The sequence below is a fragment of the Flavobacterium sp. W21_SRS_FM6 genome, from assembly GCF_052119645.1.
GTDB lineage: Bacteria > Pseudomonadota > Gammaproteobacteria > Enterobacterales > Alteromonadaceae > Paraglaciecola.
Map to the genome: position 1 here is coordinate 232083 of NZ_JBGQOM010000007.1, position 17389 is coordinate 249471.

The 17389-nt window shown below is 43.3% G+C and carries 13 protein-coding genes; 12 read left to right on the top strand and 1 reads right to left on the bottom strand.

Features of this window, described 5'->3' with window-relative positions; genetic code table 11:
* Positions 1 to 55 precede the first annotated feature (55 nt).
* The 8 genes from ACEN2L_RS13615 to ACEN2L_RS13650 all read left to right on the top strand — a co-directional run bounded on the left by ACEN2L_RS13615 (position 56) and on the right by ACEN2L_RS13650 (position 11632).
* A complete protein-coding gene (locus tag ACEN2L_RS13615) occupies positions 56 to 1555 on the top strand; it encodes a tryptophan halogenase family protein (protein ID WP_441744432.1) in 1500 nt (499 codons plus the stop codon).
* Positions 1556 to 1566: 11 nt separating this feature from the next.
* Complete coding sequence (locus tag ACEN2L_RS13620) at positions 1567 to 3108, top strand: tryptophan halogenase family protein (RefSeq protein WP_441744433.1); 1542 nt, start codon at positions 1567 to 1569, stop codon at positions 3106 to 3108.
* 75 nt (positions 3109 to 3183) lie between these two features.
* Positions 3184 to 3348 (top strand): DUF6445 family protein, encoded by a 165-nt coding sequence (locus ACEN2L_RS13625; protein WP_441744492.1) that lies wholly within the window; start codon positions 3184 to 3186, stop codon positions 3346 to 3348.
* Complete coding sequence (locus tag ACEN2L_RS13630) at positions 3345 to 5873, top strand: glycoside hydrolase family 3 protein (protein WP_441744435.1); 2529 nt, start codon at positions 3345 to 3347, stop codon at positions 5871 to 5873. Before ACEN2L_RS13625 ends, ACEN2L_RS13630 begins: the two co-directional genes overlap by 4 nt.
* A gap of 114 nt (positions 5874 to 5987) precedes the next feature.
* Complete coding sequence (locus ACEN2L_RS13635; RefSeq protein WP_441744437.1) at positions 5988 to 7895, top strand: diguanylate cyclase; 1908 nt, start codon at positions 5988 to 5990, stop codon at positions 7893 to 7895.
* Between the two features lies 1 nt (position 7896).
* A complete protein-coding gene (locus ACEN2L_RS13640; protein ID WP_441744439.1) occupies positions 7897 to 10269 on the top strand; it encodes a DNA polymerase II in 2373 nt (790 codons plus the stop codon).
* Between the two features lie 191 nt (positions 10270 to 10460).
* The gene (locus ACEN2L_RS13645) at positions 10461 to 10853 is read left to right on the top strand and encodes a response regulator (protein WP_441744441.1); all 393 of its coding nucleotides are present in this window, start codon (positions 10461 to 10463) and stop codon (positions 10851 to 10853) included.
* 131 nt (positions 10854 to 10984) lie between these two features.
* Positions 10985 to 11632 carry a hypothetical protein gene (locus tag ACEN2L_RS13650; protein ID WP_441744443.1) on the top strand — a complete coding sequence of 216 codons (648 nt, stop codon included), beginning with the start codon at positions 10985 to 10987 and terminating at the stop codon, positions 11630 to 11632.
* Positions 11633 to 11780: 148 nt separating this feature from the next.
* Here ACEN2L_RS13650 and ACEN2L_RS13655 read toward each other — a convergent pair whose 3' ends face one another.
* Positions 11781 to 12179: a DUF2750 domain-containing protein gene (locus ACEN2L_RS13655; protein ID WP_441744445.1), complete on the bottom strand. Its 399-nt coding sequence runs from the start codon at positions 12177 to 12179 to the stop codon at positions 11781 to 11783.
* Positions 12180 to 12420: 241 nt separating this feature from the next.
* Between ACEN2L_RS13655 and ACEN2L_RS13660 the strand changes: the two genes are divergently transcribed.
* From ACEN2L_RS13660 to ACEN2L_RS13675, 4 genes are all read left to right on the top strand, one after another.
* Positions 12421 to 12873: a hypothetical protein gene (locus ACEN2L_RS13660; RefSeq protein ID WP_441744447.1), complete on the top strand. Its 453-nt coding sequence runs from the start codon at positions 12421 to 12423 to the stop codon at positions 12871 to 12873.
* Positions 12874 to 13060: 187 nt separating this feature from the next.
* Complete coding sequence (locus ACEN2L_RS13665) at positions 13061 to 14851, top strand: trans-sulfuration enzyme family protein (protein WP_441744449.1); 1791 nt, start codon at positions 13061 to 13063, stop codon at positions 14849 to 14851.
* 136 nt (positions 14852 to 14987) lie between these two features.
* Entirely contained in the window at positions 14988 to 15224 is a 237-nt protein-coding gene (locus ACEN2L_RS13670) for a DUF2164 domain-containing protein (protein WP_306020756.1), read from the top strand.
* 57 nt (positions 15225 to 15281) lie between these two features.
* Positions 15282 to 17300: a RecQ family ATP-dependent DNA helicase gene (locus tag ACEN2L_RS13675; protein WP_441744450.1), complete on the top strand. Its 2019-nt coding sequence runs from the start codon at positions 15282 to 15284 to the stop codon at positions 17298 to 17300.
* Positions 17301 to 17389 lie beyond the last annotated feature (89 nt).

The window sequence follows — 17389 nt, forward strand, 5'->3', positions numbered from 1 at the left end:
TTTTTTTTGTTTAATTTATGACCTGTTGACTCGAAAACAAAAACAAGGTTTGAATGTGACCAAAGCAAAGATCAAAAAAATGATTATTCTTGGCGGCGGATCGGCTGGTTGGATGACGGCTGCAGCCTTAGCTAAGACTTTCAATAAGCAACAGTATCAAATTCAATTGATAGAATCAGACGAAATAGGCACAGTGGGTGTGGGGGAAGCCACCATTCCTCCCGTTCAACTCTTCAACAAGTTGATTGGATTAGACGAAAATGAGTTTATGAAACAAACGCAGGCTACCTTTAAGTTGGGTATTAAGTTTGTTAACTGGGATCAAATTGGCCATGAGTACCATCATGCTTTTGGCGACCTAGGTAAGGATATTGGCGGTTTACGCTTTTATCAATACTGGCTAAAAATGCGCAGTCTGGGTCAGGCAAAAAAATTCGAAGAATATTCTCTCAATGCCGTTGCCAGCGAAGAAAAACGCTTTATGCGCTCGATTGACGCGGGCAATTCGCCTTTGTCTAATATTGCCTATGCGTTTCACTTCGATGCCACCTTGTACGCTAAATATTTAAGAACACTGTCTGAACAGTGCGGTGTACTTCGCACGGAAGGAAAAGTGGTAAAGGTACAACAACATGCAAATGGTTTTATAAAATCGTTAATTTTAGAAGATGGTAGCGAGCACACAGCTGACTTTTTTATCGACTGTTCCGGGTTTAGCGCCCTGCTTATCGGCAAAACATTAAATACCCCATTCGAAGATTGGAGTCATTGGTTACCTTGCGATAGGGCTGTTGCCGTTGCGTCAGAATCAACCCAAACACCGTGGTCATTTACGCAGGCCACTGCACATGCTGCTGGCTGGCAATGGCGTATTCCGCTGCAACATCGGGTAGGTAATGGGCATGTGTACAGTAGTCAATTTATGTCTGACGAGGAGGCTAAAAAAATACTGCTAGATAACATCGAAGGTAAGCCCTTGGCTGAGCCTCGATTGATCAAATTTAAAACCGGTCATCGTCGTCAAAGTTGGAATAAAAACTGTCTTGCAATCGGATTGTCATCAGGATTTTTAGAGCCACTTGAGTCCACTAGTTTGCATTTAATTCAACGGGCCATTGAGCAATTATTTACATTCTTTCCCCATGCAGATTTTGACCAAGTGGATATTGATGAGTACAACCGTCAAGCCGCCTTTGACTTTGAACGCATCAGAGATTTTTTGATTTTGCATTATAAAGTGACTAAACGTGACGACAGTGATTTTTGGAACTATTGCCGCACAATGTCAGTTCCTGAGACCGTCCAACAAAAGATCGACTTATTTAGCAACAATGGCCGAATCTTCAGAATAAATAATGAAATGTTTGACTACCAAAGCTGGTTTCAAGTGATGAATGGCCAAGGGCTTACACCTCGGGCTTATGAGCCTTTAGTTGACATGCTTAGCGAAAAAGAATTAGCCAAAAGTATGCACAATATTCATGCCGTAATACGTAAATCGGCAGATTATATGCCTGCCCATCAAGACTATATTAATGCGAATTGTAAGGCCTAAAAGTGAAGCATATGCCAGCAGCAAAAATTAAAAAAATCGTTATTCTTGGCGGCGGTTCAGCAGGCTGGATGACAGCAGCTGCGCTTGGCAAACTGAGTCGACAGATGAATATTCAGGTTCAATTGATTGAATCCGATGAGATTGGAACGGTGGGGGTAGGCGAAGCGACGCTGACAGCACTACAAGGGTTTAATCGCTTGTTGGGAATTGATGAAAATGAATTTATGCGCGAAACGCAAGCAACCTTTAAGTTGGGCATCAAATTCGTAAATTGGGATGAAATAGGCAACGCCTATCATCATGCATTTGGGGTGTCAGGAAAGCCCATGGGCAGTCATGCAAAGTTTTACCAATATTGGTTAAAATTGCGTGCTGTAGGTAAGGCCGAAAGTTATGAGCACTATTCATTAAACGCTGTCGCCAGCGAAGATAAAAAATTCATGCGCGCCTTTGATGCGGGCAATTCCCCCTTATCGGGCCTTGATCATGGCTTTCATATTGATGCGGGTTTATATGGTCAATACTTACGTAGGCTCGCAGAAAATTGGGGGGTAAAACGTAGCCAAGGTAAAGTGAAGCAAGTGCGCCAACATAACAACGGATTTATTCGTGCCATCGAACTTGAAGATGGCACAGAGCATGAAGCAGATTTTTTTGTGGATTGCTCTGGTTTTAACGCACTATTAATTGGCGAAACCTTACAAACGGAGTTTGAAGATTGGAGTCATTGGCTACCTTGCGATCGTGCCATTACCGTGCAAACACAAAGTACCCAAGCGCCGTGGCCCTACACGCAAGCCACCGCGCAAAAAGCCGGGTGGCAGTGGCGCATTCCCTTGCAACATCGGGTGGGCAATGGGCATGTATATTCAAGTAAGTACATGTCAGATGAGGAGGCCCGAGATATTCTGCTGAGCAATGTCGAAGGGGCTTTACTCACTGAGCCTAGAGTTATTCACTTCAAAACGGGTTATCGCAAAACATCGTGGCATAAAAACTGTTTAGCCATCGGTCTGTCGTCAGGATTTATTGAACCGCTAGAATCCACTAGTTTGCACTTGGTGCAGTCTGCCATTGAGCAGCTGTTTAAGTTCTTCCCAAATATGGATTTTGAACAAGCGGATATCGATGAATATAACCGCCAAACTAATTACAAAATTGAATGTATTCGCAATCTTTTGATAACTCATTATTGTGTGACTAAACGCAGCGATAGTGATTTTTGGGATTATTGCCGGACAATGAGTGTGCCACCTGAAGTGACACAAAAAATCGAGCAGTATCAACAAAATGGTCGTATTTTTCGCTTTAACGATAATATGTACGACAGCATAAGTTGGTTTCAAGTCATGAATGGCCAAGGCCTCAAACCCATGGGCTACGATCCTTTGGTTGATCTTATACCCGAAGAAAAAATAGAGCGAGAACTCAATAATGTCTTGAGTGTTATTCGCAAATCTGCTGACTACATGCCCAGCCATCAAGATTTTATTACGCAGCACTGTAAAGCGAAAACGTTACAGTTAGATGATGACAAGCAATTAAAAAACTAAATTCAGCAATATGATACGCACCAAAAAGCGTGTTATATTAAAAAATGAAAACGTTTTCTTTTTCGGGTTGCATCAATATCCGCTAACGTTAATCGAGCGGTTATTTATCGGTGTTCGAGTCTGCATTCTGGCGACATCTCTCCAGACGATTCATTTGACCTGAACCCATTAACAGAGCGCTTCACTATTGCGTCGTTCTTACATCGCCAAGTGCTTAGCAAAAAAATAGGCTTAACATGACAAAACATTTACTTTCACTCTCACTCCTAGCCGCTCTGGCTGGGTGCAATGGCGCGGTTGACACGGCTTCAGTGCCGCCGCCAGCTAAGCAATCTTCAGAACACGGTAAGATTCACCCAGAAATTTGGCCTAAGCAAAACTCGCCTATTGCGCGCGAACCAGCTCGTGAAGCCCGTATAGCCATGCTTTTGGCAAAAATGACAGTGGAAGAAAAGGTCGGTCAGGTTATTCAAGCTGATATCGCTTCAGTAACGCCTGAAGAGGTAAAGGAATATCATTTAGGCTCAGTACTAAATGGCGGTAACTCTGCACCAAATAACGATAATCACTCGCCTGCCATTGAGTGGCTAAAGTTGGCAGACAAGTTTTGGCTTGCTTCAACCGATACCTCAGACGGCGGCGTGGGTATCCCTGCTTTGTGGGGTATCGATGCAGTACATGGTAATAATAATGTAGTGGGTGCGACGATATTTCCTCACAATATTGGTTTAGGCGCAGCGAATGATCCCGAGCTTATGCGTGAAATTGGCACAGTGACTGCCAGAGAGATTCTTGTAACGGGAATTGATTGGACCTTTGCCCCTACTATTGCCGTGGTTCAGAACGATCGTTGGGGCAGAACCTTTGAAAGTTTTTCTGAAAATCCTGAAATCGTTTCCACTTATGCAGGCATGGTCGTTGAGGGAGTTCAAGGCCGAGTAAACAGCGAACAGTTTTTAGATAATGATCACATGTTAGCCAACGTGAAACATTTTGTGGGTGATGGCGGTACCAAAGACGGCATTGATCAAGGTGATACCCTTGCCACTGAAGAGCAACTGCGAGATATCCACGCCGCAGGTTATCCACCGGCCATTCAGCACGGTGCTTTGGTTGTTATGGCCTCATTCAACAGTTGGCATGGCAAAAAAATGCACGGTCATCGCGGTTTGCTTAACGATGTCTTGGTTGAACGAATGGGGTTTGATGGTTTTGTGGTTGGTGACTGGAATGGACATGGTCAAGTTGCTGGTTGTAGTAACGTGAGTTGTGCTGCGGCGTTTAACGCTGGCTTAGATATGTTCATGGCACCTGATAGCTGGAAAGAATTGTACAAAAATACTCTCGCACAAGTTAAGTCGGGCGAAATTTCAATGGCCCGTTTAGATGAAGCGGTATCACGAATTTTGCGAGTAAAACTAATCTCTGGTTTATTTGAAGCAGGTTTACCTTCATCTCGACCTTATGCAGGTAAATTTGAATTGTTAGGTTCGGCCGAGCATCGTGCGGTTGCCAGAGAGGCAGTACGTAAGTCTTTAGTCTTATTGAAAAACAATGAGCAGTTGTTGCCCTTAGCGCCTAATTCAACGATTTTGGTTGCCGGCAGCGCGGCCAATAATATTGGTCAGCAATCCGGCGGATGGACATTAACATGGCAAGGAAGCGGGAATAAAAACTCAGATTTTCCAAATGGCGAGTCTATTTACCAAGGTATTGCGAGTGCCGTGACGGCTGCAGGCGGTAGTGTTGAACTTAACGAAAGTGGTGAGTTTAGCCAGCGTCCTGATGTGGCGATTGTGGTTTTTGGTGAGCAGCCCTATGCTGAGTTTCAAGGCGATGTGGCTGATGTAGATTTTAAACCTGAGGATAGTTTAGCCATTTTAAAATCCTTACAAGCTCAAGGTATTCCCACTGTAAGCGTATTCTTATCGGGCAGACCAATGTGGGTGAACCCAGAAATCAATGCGTCTGACGCCTTTGTTGCTGCTTGGTTACCGGGCTCAGAAGGTGGTGGTGTGGCTGACATGTTATTTCGTGATGCACAAGATAAGGTACAATATGATTTTAGTGGGCGCCTTTCGTTCTCGTGGCCTCGTACGCCAAGTGATGTTGAGTTAAACCTTGGTAAACCTGGCTATGATCCCTTGTTTGCCTATGGCTATGGTTTAAGTGTGACCGACACCAGTGTGTTCAGTGAACTCGATGAAACACTCGATCCGACTATTACTGCCCAAAATGACAGTCGTTATTTATTTGCTGGTGATGCCGTACAACCTTGGCGGTTAGTGCTTAATGATAAAGCCGGTGAAACGCAAGTGACGGGTAATGCACAAAGGAGCGCGGCGGGTAGTGTGAATGTTAAAGCGGCAGATTATCTAGCCCAAGAAGATACGATTGAAGTGACTTGGCAAGGTGATGCACAACTCTTGTTACAAGGCAGTCCGGTAAATTTGAGTCGTCAATCAACCGCTGATATGGCAATACAAATTGACTACAAGGTGATAAGCGCAAGCGAAGGCACGACTGCGCTTTACATCGACTGCGATGGTTGTGATACCAATATCGACATCAGTGATGATCTTAAATTAAAAGTAGGGCAGGACTGGCAAAAAGCGCAAATAAAACTGAGCTGTTTTGGTTTGTCCAACGATGCGTTAACTCGGATCAAGGTCCCGTTTGGTTTACGCTCAAGCGAAGGCACCGCCATACAATTGAAAGAGATTAAACTGGTGTCCAACGAGGGGGCTGCGCGTTGTAGCTTATAATCCAGTTGTTTTAGGTTGTTAAAACAAAAGGCTTCTCGGTAATAGAAGCCTTTTTGCTACTTGCTTAATAAGTGATAAGCTTAATGTTCAGTTGAATGCACTTGTCAGGGGCTAATGAATCTTTTGCTAAAAGCGAGGCAACTTTGTATTGGCTTGATGTGCTTAATAGCCTTAAGTGCTCATGCACAGTCGCTGAGAAAGTTAGATGAGCCCTTTTCAGCCCTTGCACGGTTAGCTCAAAATAAACCTCAAGCAGCATTAGATAGCTTGATGGCATTTGAGCCAGAAATGGCTTCGGACCCTACTACTCTTGCGCAATATCATCTTGTCCTTAGTCAAGCATTTTACAATTTAACCTACCCTAAAAAAGCGCTTGAATACGCCCAGCTCGCATTAACTTACACCTCTTTGACTGAGCAACCTTGGCTCTATCATAAGGTAAAAATATCCCAAGCTTTAGCCTTAGAAAATAGTGGACATGCAAGTGAGGCATTAGTCGAAATCAATGACAGCGTAGAATGGGCAAAACAGCATGATCCGCTTTTATACTTAAATAGCCTTTTTTCAAGGGGAATTATTTTTACAACGTTGACCGAATACGTCTCGGCTTTGAACGACTTTCAACTTGCTTATTCTCTTGCCAATGATGATCCCACCACCTTGAGCAAAGCCCATATCGCCTCGATGCTGGCCCAAGTCTATGAGTACCGCCACGAAGATAAACTGTCTATCCCTTTTTATGAAGAAGCCATTGCGGCTCATCGGCTCAATCAAGCCCACCTTGAATTGAGTATTGCCTTATATGGCTTAGGTAAGGCCAATCGCAGCTTGGGTAACATCACGTTGGCTAAAGCTCAGCTGATTGAGTCAAAGGAAACAGCAGAAAAAATTGATGATATTCAAGGTGTCGCTTATGCATTAAAAGAGTTAGCTGACATCGAGATTATTGAACTGAAGTTTGAGGAGGCTGAACGAGACCTTAAAAAGGCCGCTGACATTTTTGCACAAGCAGATAATCACCAAATGCGTTTTAATGTGATGCTCAGCCTTGTTAATCTTTCGTTTAAAACCAGTGAGCTAAGCAAGGCGCAAGCGTATTTAGACCAAGCTGAAGCCTTTTTAGATAGGGCCAACATGCCAACTCATAGCATTGGTTTTGATGAAGTAAAAGCCGATCTGTTGTATCGACAGCAACATTACCAACAAGCCTATGAACGTTTGTTAAGTGCATTTTCTGCTCATAAAAAGGTACAAAACAACAACAGCACTGAGCGCTTGCATCAGCTACGTTCAAGATTTGAAATCCAACTTGCACAGCAAGAAAACCAAGTATTAAGCCAAAAAAATGCGATTCAACAACTGCAATTAAGCAGTGAAAAAAATGACAGAATACAGCTTATTCTTATCAGTGCATTTAGCTTGCTGGCTTGCTTATTGATGCTTGTGACGGTCCAGCGAAGTAGGGCTTACAAAAAGAAATTAGAAAAGCTCGTCAATATTGATGAACTCACAGGGTTGTACAATCGGCGCCACACGATGCAGGTGCTAAGTGAGCACATTGAATGGGCCTGCAAACACAATAAAAATTTATGTTTGGCCATGATCGATCTCGACTGGTTTAAGAAAATTAACGACTCATACGGGCATTTGGTGGGTGACAAAGTGCTAAGAGAATTTGCCTATGTTTTTCGTAAAGGACTGCGAGGTTCCGATGTCATTGGAAGAATTGGCGGGGAAGAGTTTCTCGCTATCTTTAAACAAGCCAATGGCAAGCAAGCGCATGAAGCGTTGAGTCATTTGTCAGACCAACTAAGGTGTATCGGTAGAACAATAGGTGAGCCTAATATTCAAGTAACCATTTCAGTGGGATTGGTCGAGTACCAACATGAAGGTACTGTCGAAAGCTTATTAGCCAGTGCTGATGAGGCGCTGTATATTGCAAAAAATAATGGGCGTAATCAAATCGTCCTCGCCCAACGAACGCTAAATCCTCTTTCCGTTCAAAATCAATTATCTGAGTAATATGTCGAGTGAATTTGCTGGTTTTATTTTAACCATACAGACGGTTGAGCTACGCGGTGAAACCTATTTAGAATTATGGATCCTAACTGATCAAGGTGTGGTTAAAGCCACCACCGGCACACAAAAAGTGCTATTTTTTATTAAACAAGAAAATGTGACTTTTGCTCGCAGTGTTCTATCGCAACATCACATCCCTTTTGACTGCCAAGATGTTGCGTTGACTACTTTTGATGAAGAGCCCGTGGCCGCTTTGTACTTCACTATGCCCGTGCACAGTTACCAAGCAAAAGAGAAGCTAAAGCAACATCAATTGATGTGTTTTGAAGATGACGTGCGCCTTAGTGAGCGCTTCTTGATGGAACGTTTTGTTTATGGCAGTGCGCAAGTCATTGGTGTGCTTGGCGAGCCCAATACCAGCAGTGGCTATGTGCAACTAAAACAGGCAAAACTGAAATCAGGTAACTATCAACCCCGCTTTAATGTGTTGTCTTTAGATATCGAATGCAGTGAGCAAGGTGAATTATTTTGCATTGGCTTGATGAGCGATACAGATAAGCACGTTTTGATGATCGGCGAGCCTCAAGCCAGTGAGCCGTGGATTTATTGGCTCAAAGATGAGAAAGCCATACTTATTGCTTTAGTTGAGCATATTCAGCGACTTGACCCCGATATTATTATTGGCTGGAATGTGGTCAATTTTGATTTTCGTTTGTTGATAAAGCGAGCCGCCCTACACAAGGTAAACCTGACGCTAGGACGAGGTAAGCAGCCAATTGTCTGGCGCGATGCCCGTAACGAAGTGAATCAAGGCTACGTCACGATGCCAGGAAGAGTGGTCATAGACGGTATTGATGCACTCAAAACCGCCACGTATCAATTCGCCAGTTTTAGTTTAGAAAGTGTGGCACAAGCGCTTCTTGGCGAAGGTAAAGAAGCTGAAGACCTTGACAACCGCTTAGCTCAAATTGAACACGATTTTCAATTTAATAAGCTTAAGTTAGCACGCTATAACCTGCAAGATTGCGCTCTCGTATTGAAAATCTTTGCCCAGACCAAAGTGTTAGATTTTTTAACCTTACGTAGCCAATTAACAGGCCTAGAGCTTGACCGAATGGGGGGCTCGGTAGCCGCCTTTGTTAATCTGTATTTACCAAAATTACATCGGGCGGGCTATGTTGCGCCTAACCGGCCAATTGATGGTGGTTTGGCCAGTCCTGGGGGCTATGTGATGAGCTCAAGGCCGGGTTTATATGAGCATGTTCTGGTACTCGATTTTAAGAGTTTGTATCCCTCGATTATTCGTACTTTTAAAATCGACCCTCTTGGTTTAATTGAGGGACTAAAAGCCCCTGACAATGCCATTGGCGGCTATCGCGGGGCGGTATTTGATCGCACAAAACACTTTTTGCCAGATATCATTACCTCCTTATGGCAGCAACGAGATCAAGCAAAAAAAGACCGCGATTCGGTGCGAAGTCAGGCCATTAAAATACTAATGAACTCATTTTATGGGGTACTTGGCTCTGGTGGCTGTCCCTTTTACGATACCCGCTTAGCCAGCTCAATTACCCTGCGCGGTCACGACATTATGCAAACCACAGCGCATTGGATTGAACAAGCGGGTTATCAGGTCATTTACGGCGATACTGATTCTACTTTTGTTTATTTACAAGGTATTGAGTCAGATGAGCAAGCTCAGTGTATTGGTCAGCGTCTGGCACACAGTATCAATCAACAATGGACTGCACTCATCGCCCTAGAATATCAATTAGAAAATTACCTCGAGATAGAGTTTGAAACGCACTTTGTGCAATTTTTAATGCCCACTATTCGGGGTTCAGAGTTAGGCAGTAAAAAACGATATGCCGGTTTAAAGCGCACATCCAAGGGAGATGAGCTGGTATTTAAAGGTTTGGAAACGGTGCGTTCTGATTGGACGCCTTTGGCTAAAAGGTTTCAGTTAACCTTGTACCAATTGGTTTTCGCTCAACAAGATGTAAGGCAATTTTTACAGCAAACCATCGATGATCTGAAGTCAGGCCGGGTAGATAAAGATTTGGTTTACCGCAAACGGATCAGACGACGTTTAGATTTATACGTAAAAAATGTGCCGCCCCATGTTAAAGCGGCGCGTTTAGCTGACGAGCAATACCTAAAGCGGGGTAAATCTGCTAGGTACCAGAACAAAGGGTGGATCAGTTACGTCATTACCATCAATGGCCCAGAGCCTGTTGAGTTTATTAATTCAAGCTTGGATTATGAGCACTATATTGATAAACAAATTAAACCCATTGCTGAGGGAATTTTACCTTTTATTGGCCTATCATTTAGTGAATTAACCACCGCACAATTTGATTTATTTTATGATAGCTAAACGTATTTTTTTACGATGCTTAAATGTGGGAATAATTTTGCGCGATTTCACAAAAGAGCAATGTAGTGGATGTAAAGTCTGAGTAAATTTTTGGTGAAAGTTAATTTTTGATTTTGCAATAAGGCTTCTTTTCAGTATTCTGCATGAGTCAATTAAATGTACAAAAATCGAAATAGTGGCAAAAAGGAAGAATGGTGTACGATTGTAATATCGTAATTGTAGATGATGATCACATCATTCTAGAGTTACTTGGCATTATCTTAGAAGATATTGTATCAGGCGAAATAATCAGCTTTTCAGACAGTACCAAAGCCCTCGCCTTTGTAAAAAGTGAAGAGATGAAAAAAATTTCCCTCGTTATATGCGATTGGCTTATGCCAGATGTAACGGGCTTGGATATACTCGCTGCGCTGAGACTGCACAATAACACCTGTCCGTTTTTAATGGTGACGGGTAATGCCACTAGAAAATTGGTCGTTGATTCGATGCGTTTGGGCGCCTCTGATTTTATTGTTAAACCCTTTGTCACTGCAGATCTTTCCGCTAAAGTAGAAAGGCTCATTAATGAAATCAGCTTCGATTAATTGCACACTCCTGTATTTTTTACACTTGGCGTTTATTCCTAAGTGATTAAACCAATAGACTTTGAGAGCCTGCGGGCATACATGCTAATCAAGGCTGTGTCTATGTATCTTTATCTGCACAAGTTTAGCCAATGACGCAATTTTCTGATCCCAGTCAGCAACAACTCCATCATCTTGCTACGAGTGAAACCCTGCGTCCTTTTGTACTCGAGCCCCATAGCATGTTGGGCTGTATTTTTGGGGTGGCATCTGCACCTGAAATTCCGCTTCCCACTCAGTGGTTACCTTGGTTATTCAAAGCACCAGTGCCGACGCAATACAGCGAAGACGTTGATCAACTCGCAGATGCGGCAATGCTGTGCTTGCAGTGGCAACTCAAAAACATGCGCGATGAACATGTTGAATTCATGCAAGGCTTAGCGTTGCCGGCCCCGCCCTACAAAGACGGCCATTTGTCATTTTGGCTGCAAGGTTTGTTATTAGCCCATAGCCAACTTGATTCAACCTGGCAAAAAGCTTGGCAAGCCATGTTAAACACCAGTAGCAAAGACATCGAAACGCTGCAAAAAGACTTAAAATACTGCTTAGGTATGTTTAGTACCTTTGCTGATATTCCCTTTGCTTTGCAACAGGCCAAAAGTAAGGGCAATGACAAGTTAGAGCAAAATTTAGCGACCATATATTTGTCGCTACCCGACACCTTGCGCACTTACGTAGAGACCTCAGGCAAGCTGGTGGAATATTTACCTAATCAGTTTGAGACTTTTGTTAAAGACTAAAGCATGTGAAGGGCGCAAGGAGCATGTGCTCAGCGTACAAACACAGTGGCCGCTGGCCATACTGGATAATCGCAGCGCATGCCCTGTCGCCCAACGATAATCTTATCTTTGGTTTCGAAACTCGCGTCTCGATGCGTGCGACTATCGCTTAATTCACTTTCTTTTTATTAATTTGCTGCTGAATTTCGTAATCAAATTCTTGTGCTGAAATAACTAAGCCTTCTTCATCTTCATTGGGAAAAGCGGCAATAGCGACGTTGTCGCCTTCAAGACCATAAGTCCAGCGAGTGCGCCATGTTTTTAGTTCAATAGCGATAGGTTTGCAGTCAGCCCAATCACCTGTTGCCCATGCTTGCGCGAATGCTTCGCTTGGCCAAACCGGGGCACAGTCTTCGTCTTCGGTATTCAGCATGACACAGCCATCATTATCAGTCAGTATCCACACCTTTTGGTTATTAACCACTTCTTTAACCAAGTAATTTAGGCGTTGTTCGGGTGTATATTGTGCAACATCAGCTAAGCCCGTTGGCTTGGTGGAGTCAGTCATAATCTGTCCTAGTAGAAAGAGCATTGCCAAATAGAATAATGCACAAATTCAAGTTAGTCTTTTAATGTCGGTCAAAAACAAATAAAACCAGACTGTTTGCTGAATATTTAACCGATAGCTGGATTTACCTCGCTTTCGGCCCTATGACAATTTTTATGTTCTTTATTACAGTGTTATTTCGCTGCATCGTAATACAATACATAAAGGTGGTTTGGTTCACTCGTAATTAACAGGGGGCTATGTGTTCGAGCACGGTGATTATGTCGTCGGTATCAATCAACAGGTTTTACTATTTGTCGGCCGTGGCCCATGGAATGATGAGGCGCTTATCGATGGTGCTAAAAAACTAGGCAAAGAGATACAGCACCTAGACCTCACCTTACCGTGGGCTCAGTTGAGTTGCTTGGTGGGTGAGTGTTTAATGCCTCCGTCTACATTTGACGGATTTGTTTACCATAGTAAAATTCGCAAAGAAAAAGGTTTAGCTTGCCTGGCTATCGTTATTTTAGAGTCTGATATTCGCAATACAATTAAGCAGCAATTGGGTGCAGCCTACCGACAAGCAGAGATTGAACATCAATTTTTTAATTCGATTGAGTCAGCCATTGAGTGGTTGGCGCAACAACACTTTCAGTTAGATCGCCCCGCCTTAACAAGCTTTTTAAATCAGTGTCACTTTTTGCCTAAAATATAAATGTGTCAGGCATCGGCATGTCGATTGGCTTCTCATCGCTATATACATGATGCGGCTCATCTTAGGACGAGCTGCAAACTTATCTTGCCATTACCCTGTTTATTTAAAATATTATTAGTCAATAGTATATTTTTAAGTAATTTAGTTCGGTGTAACCTGCGTTAAACAATAATAACGTGGTGTCTCTATGTCTACATCTTCTGATCTTGCTCATGCAAAATTACTTTCGCCTAAACGTAATACCTCTATGGCTATGTCTGTCGAGGCTTTGTCAAATGAACAGTTGCTCCATTTTGGGATTGATCCAAAAAGTGATTATGGCCAAGCATTAAGTAGCCTGACTCAGCACTTGTACCATGCACAAATCGATGTGCAACACCTTTGGAGAGTGACCAGCGAAACGCTAGCTGGCCTCGATAAGCAAGATAAAGTCGCCTACTTTAATGCAAAAAAATTCTTGTCATTTCAAATTGCCAAAATACTCGATACTTTGCAAAACCCGTTTCGAGCGACGTATCAAAGCCTAAGCAAACAATCTGGCTCTCAGGTCAGCAAAAGCCATTATCCCTTGTTTGATAATGTGACTGCGTTATTTTCAGCCACGCCAGTTGTGGTGCGCACTGCTACTTACGTGTATGCCTGCACAGAGTGGGTTGATGATGCGTTTCAGGGGAAAGAGTCAACTCACCAAATCTATTCACGACTGCTTAATCCCACTAATATTTCTTTGGCTAATGCCATCGTCGATTTAGAAGCTGGGCCTTACGCCGCAGATTATTTGGCGTGGAATTTCAATTCAGGCATGGCCGCTATTGATGCGTTGTTATCAAATGTATTAGGCCATGGCGATGTTATCGTTGTATCGCGCAATGTTTATGGTGGCGTTTACCAGCTCTTGCATGACTTTTTTGCTAGAGAAAATCGCCTTGATGTTCAGCTTGAATGGTTTGATGGCTACAGTGCCGATGAATTTGCTGGGTTCTTACATCAAGCACGTGAAAAACACGCAGCCCGTTTAGCGCAAGGTAAGGCCCTGCATGTTTATATAGAGTCGCCCTGTAATCCTCACGGCTATGTACTCGATGTGGCAGGTATCAGTAAGTTAGCTCACGAACACAATCACTTAGTGATGTTAGATGCTACTTTGGCTACGCCTATTCTGCATCAGCCGCTGCAGCGCGTTGATAAAGCGGAACGCCCTGACTACGTGGTGCACAGTTACACCAAAGATATTTGTGGTAGCGGTGCGACGACAGCAGGTGTGGTGATTGGTGAAAATTATCGTATGTTCCAAGGCAAAGGAGATTGTGCTAATGGCTATGATTGGTCACGCACTATGTTTTGGGATGTGTATTACATTAAAGGTGCGTTTTTAGATTCTGAAAAAGCCTTTGATGTATTAAACGGCATGAAGACCTTAGAAATGCGTATTATGAATAAGGTGATTAATACCACGGTTTTCAGTCAGTTTCTCGCGTCCCATGCCAGTCTAAATGTGAACTGCCATGCGATCGATGGCCATCCCAATAGTGCACTACGTCAACGTCAAATGCGTCACGGCTGGCCTTGTGCCTTGTTTACTGTGGATATGGAAGGCGCCAGTCTTAATCGGGATACCTTTGTACGATTTTTTGATGCCCTTGAGCCTGCATTTAGTCATCAAGTTAGTATCGGTCAAAATAACACGATTATCTTATGCCCCGCGTTAACCTCTCACAGTGAATTAGACAAAAATGCTCAGCAAAAAAGCGGTATTTATTTAACCACTATGCGGGTGGCGATGGGGACTGACAATGTCAAAGAACTGATCGCTCATTTTATAAATAGCGCGAGATTGCACATTGATCCTGTAGTACCAGGCTTTAGTAACCAGTTTATGTCGATAAAGCAAATTGATGAGCTGTATATCCAAACTTGCCGCCGAATCAGTGAGCAGCACTTTGCCAGTTCAGGCTCAATTAAAGAAATGTTAGTGTAATTTGCCCTTTGTTGTGCGGGTGATGCTTAACCCATCACCCGTTTGTGCTTTTCGTCTAATCTCCTGTCTTTGCGCCTACCCCCTCTTAAAATAGTGTTAAGATTCGCTTCTTTTTTGTCATTTGAAGAGTCTATACATGGCCGATATTCAATTCTCACAGGCGCAAAAAGACGCCTTAGTGGATAAGTTACAACGATACCTACACGACGAATTAGACTGTGAGCTGGGTCAATTTGACGGTGAATTTCTACTGGATTTTATTTCTAAAGAGTTTGGCAGTGTCTACTATAATCAAGGGCTATACGACGCTCAAGCGGTCTTAACTGAGAGGCTCGATTCGCTAACGGACGTTATTCTACAACTTGAAAAATAACCTTGCTCAATATTAAAACAAGCAACTTATTGGACAACATCACGACAGGGATAGCGAATGAACGATAACCCCCCCAAAATTCCGATGCCATCAGCGCACCCTAAACCCAGCACCGAACATTTGGCTACTGAACTTCAGCGCTTGTTCGGGTTTGAGACCTTTCGTCAGGGGCAGCAAGATGTGGTGGAGCATTTGTTAGCGGGGCACTCAAGCTTAGCCATTTTTCCAACAGGGGCGGGTAAGTCTCTGTGTTATCAATTTGTCGCTAGCCAATTGCCCCATCTCACCTTAGTGGTATCGCCTTTGTTGGCCTTAATGAAAGATCAACTGGCGTTTTTACACAGTAAAGGGATTGCGGCTGCCAGTATTGATTCAACCCTCAGCTTTGAGCAAAACCAGCAAGTGATGCAGGATATTCGAAGTGGGGCGTGTAAAATTTTGATGGTGTCGGTAGAGCGTTTTAAAAACGAACGATTTAGGCAGTTTATTAAAAGTGTGCCTCTGTCGATGTTGGTAGTGGATGAAGCTCATTGTATTTCAGAGTGGGGTCATAACTTTCGGCCCGATTATTTAAAACTTCCCGATTACCAACAAGACCTAAAAATACCTTTGGTACTGCTACTCACTGCCACTGCGACCAAAAAAGTCAAACACGACATGGCACAGCGTTTTGCGATTGCGCCTGGGCATATCGTTCAAACAGGTTTTTATCGGGCAAACTTACAACTGGATATCGTACCGGTTGCCCAATCCCAGAAAAACAATCAGTTGATTAGCGTGCTCAAACAACAAGCGGGAGCCGGTATTGTTTACGTTACCTTGCAAAAAACCGCTGAGGCAGTTGCTCAACTGTTAATTCAACAGGGTTTGTCGGCCAAGGCCTATCACGCTGGTTTAGATAATGAATTACGCCAGCATATTCAACTTGAATTTATGCAGCAAAAAGTTCAAATCGTCGTGGCAACTATTGCTTTTGGTATGGGCATTGATAAGTCAGACATACGGTTTGTAGTTCACTACGATTTACCCAAGTCCATTGAAAACTACAGTCAGGAAATTGGCCGAGCAGGGCGCGACGGTCAAGTTTCACGTTGCTTAGTTTTAGCTAATCTCGACGGTCTGACTACCGTTGAAAATTTTGTATTTGGTGATACCCCCGATGCTGATGCAATAAAGCGAGTACTTGCTAACATTAAAAGTTCCGCTGAATCTGAGTTTACTGAGCAAGCCTACTCCTGGGAAATGCAGATTAACGAATTATCGCAAATCAGTAATATTCGCCAATTACCGCTTAAAACATTGTTAGTGCAATTAGAGTTAGCAGGTGTACTGAAATCTTTGTATGCCTACTTTGCTGAATTTAAGTTGCGGTTTAATCGTGACAGCAACGACATCCTTAATCTATTTGATGGTGAGCGACGCGAATTCTTAGCCTGTGTTTTTAATACCACTCAGATGAAAAAAATCTGGGGCGTGGTCAATTTTGATGCCATATACCAGCAATATCAAGCGCCTCGGCATCGCGTGGTGAGTGCCTTAGAGTATTTGGCAGAACATCAATATATTCAGCTCGAGTCTCGCTTAATGACGGATGTGTATGAGGTTAAGTCGGGTGCCATGCTAACCCCTGAATTGGCCGCTCACCTTGGCCACTATTTTGCGGACAATGAGCAAAAAGAAATTAAGCGTATAGCAGCAATGATACGCTTTTTTGAATTAGACCGTTGTCTGAGTTACAACCTAGCGCGTTATTTTGATGACCACAATGCTCCCACGAATTGTGGTCATTGCAGTGTGTGTCAGGGTAAAACCGCTACTTTGGAGCGCGTTGCTTTACCCGCTATGCCGGATAGGCAAACGATCTCGGAGGCTATGGCGTCATTGTCTACTTATCTTGAGAACAAAGCCGATATCGCAATGAGTGAAAGTATCTACTGCCATTTTTTGACCGCCATGAGCATGCCGCTTTTTGTGCGCTCTCGCGCGGCTAAACTGTCAGGGTTTGGCCTGTGTGAGCAGCAGCCTTACGCCGAGGTCAGGAAGCAAGTAAAAGCCATCTTGAGCTCATCGGATTAATGCTGTTCATTTGCATCTAGTAACATATATTTAATATTGTTTAGTACATTAACTCTGCGATTTGTCAGTAAAAAAGGTTAAATTAACCG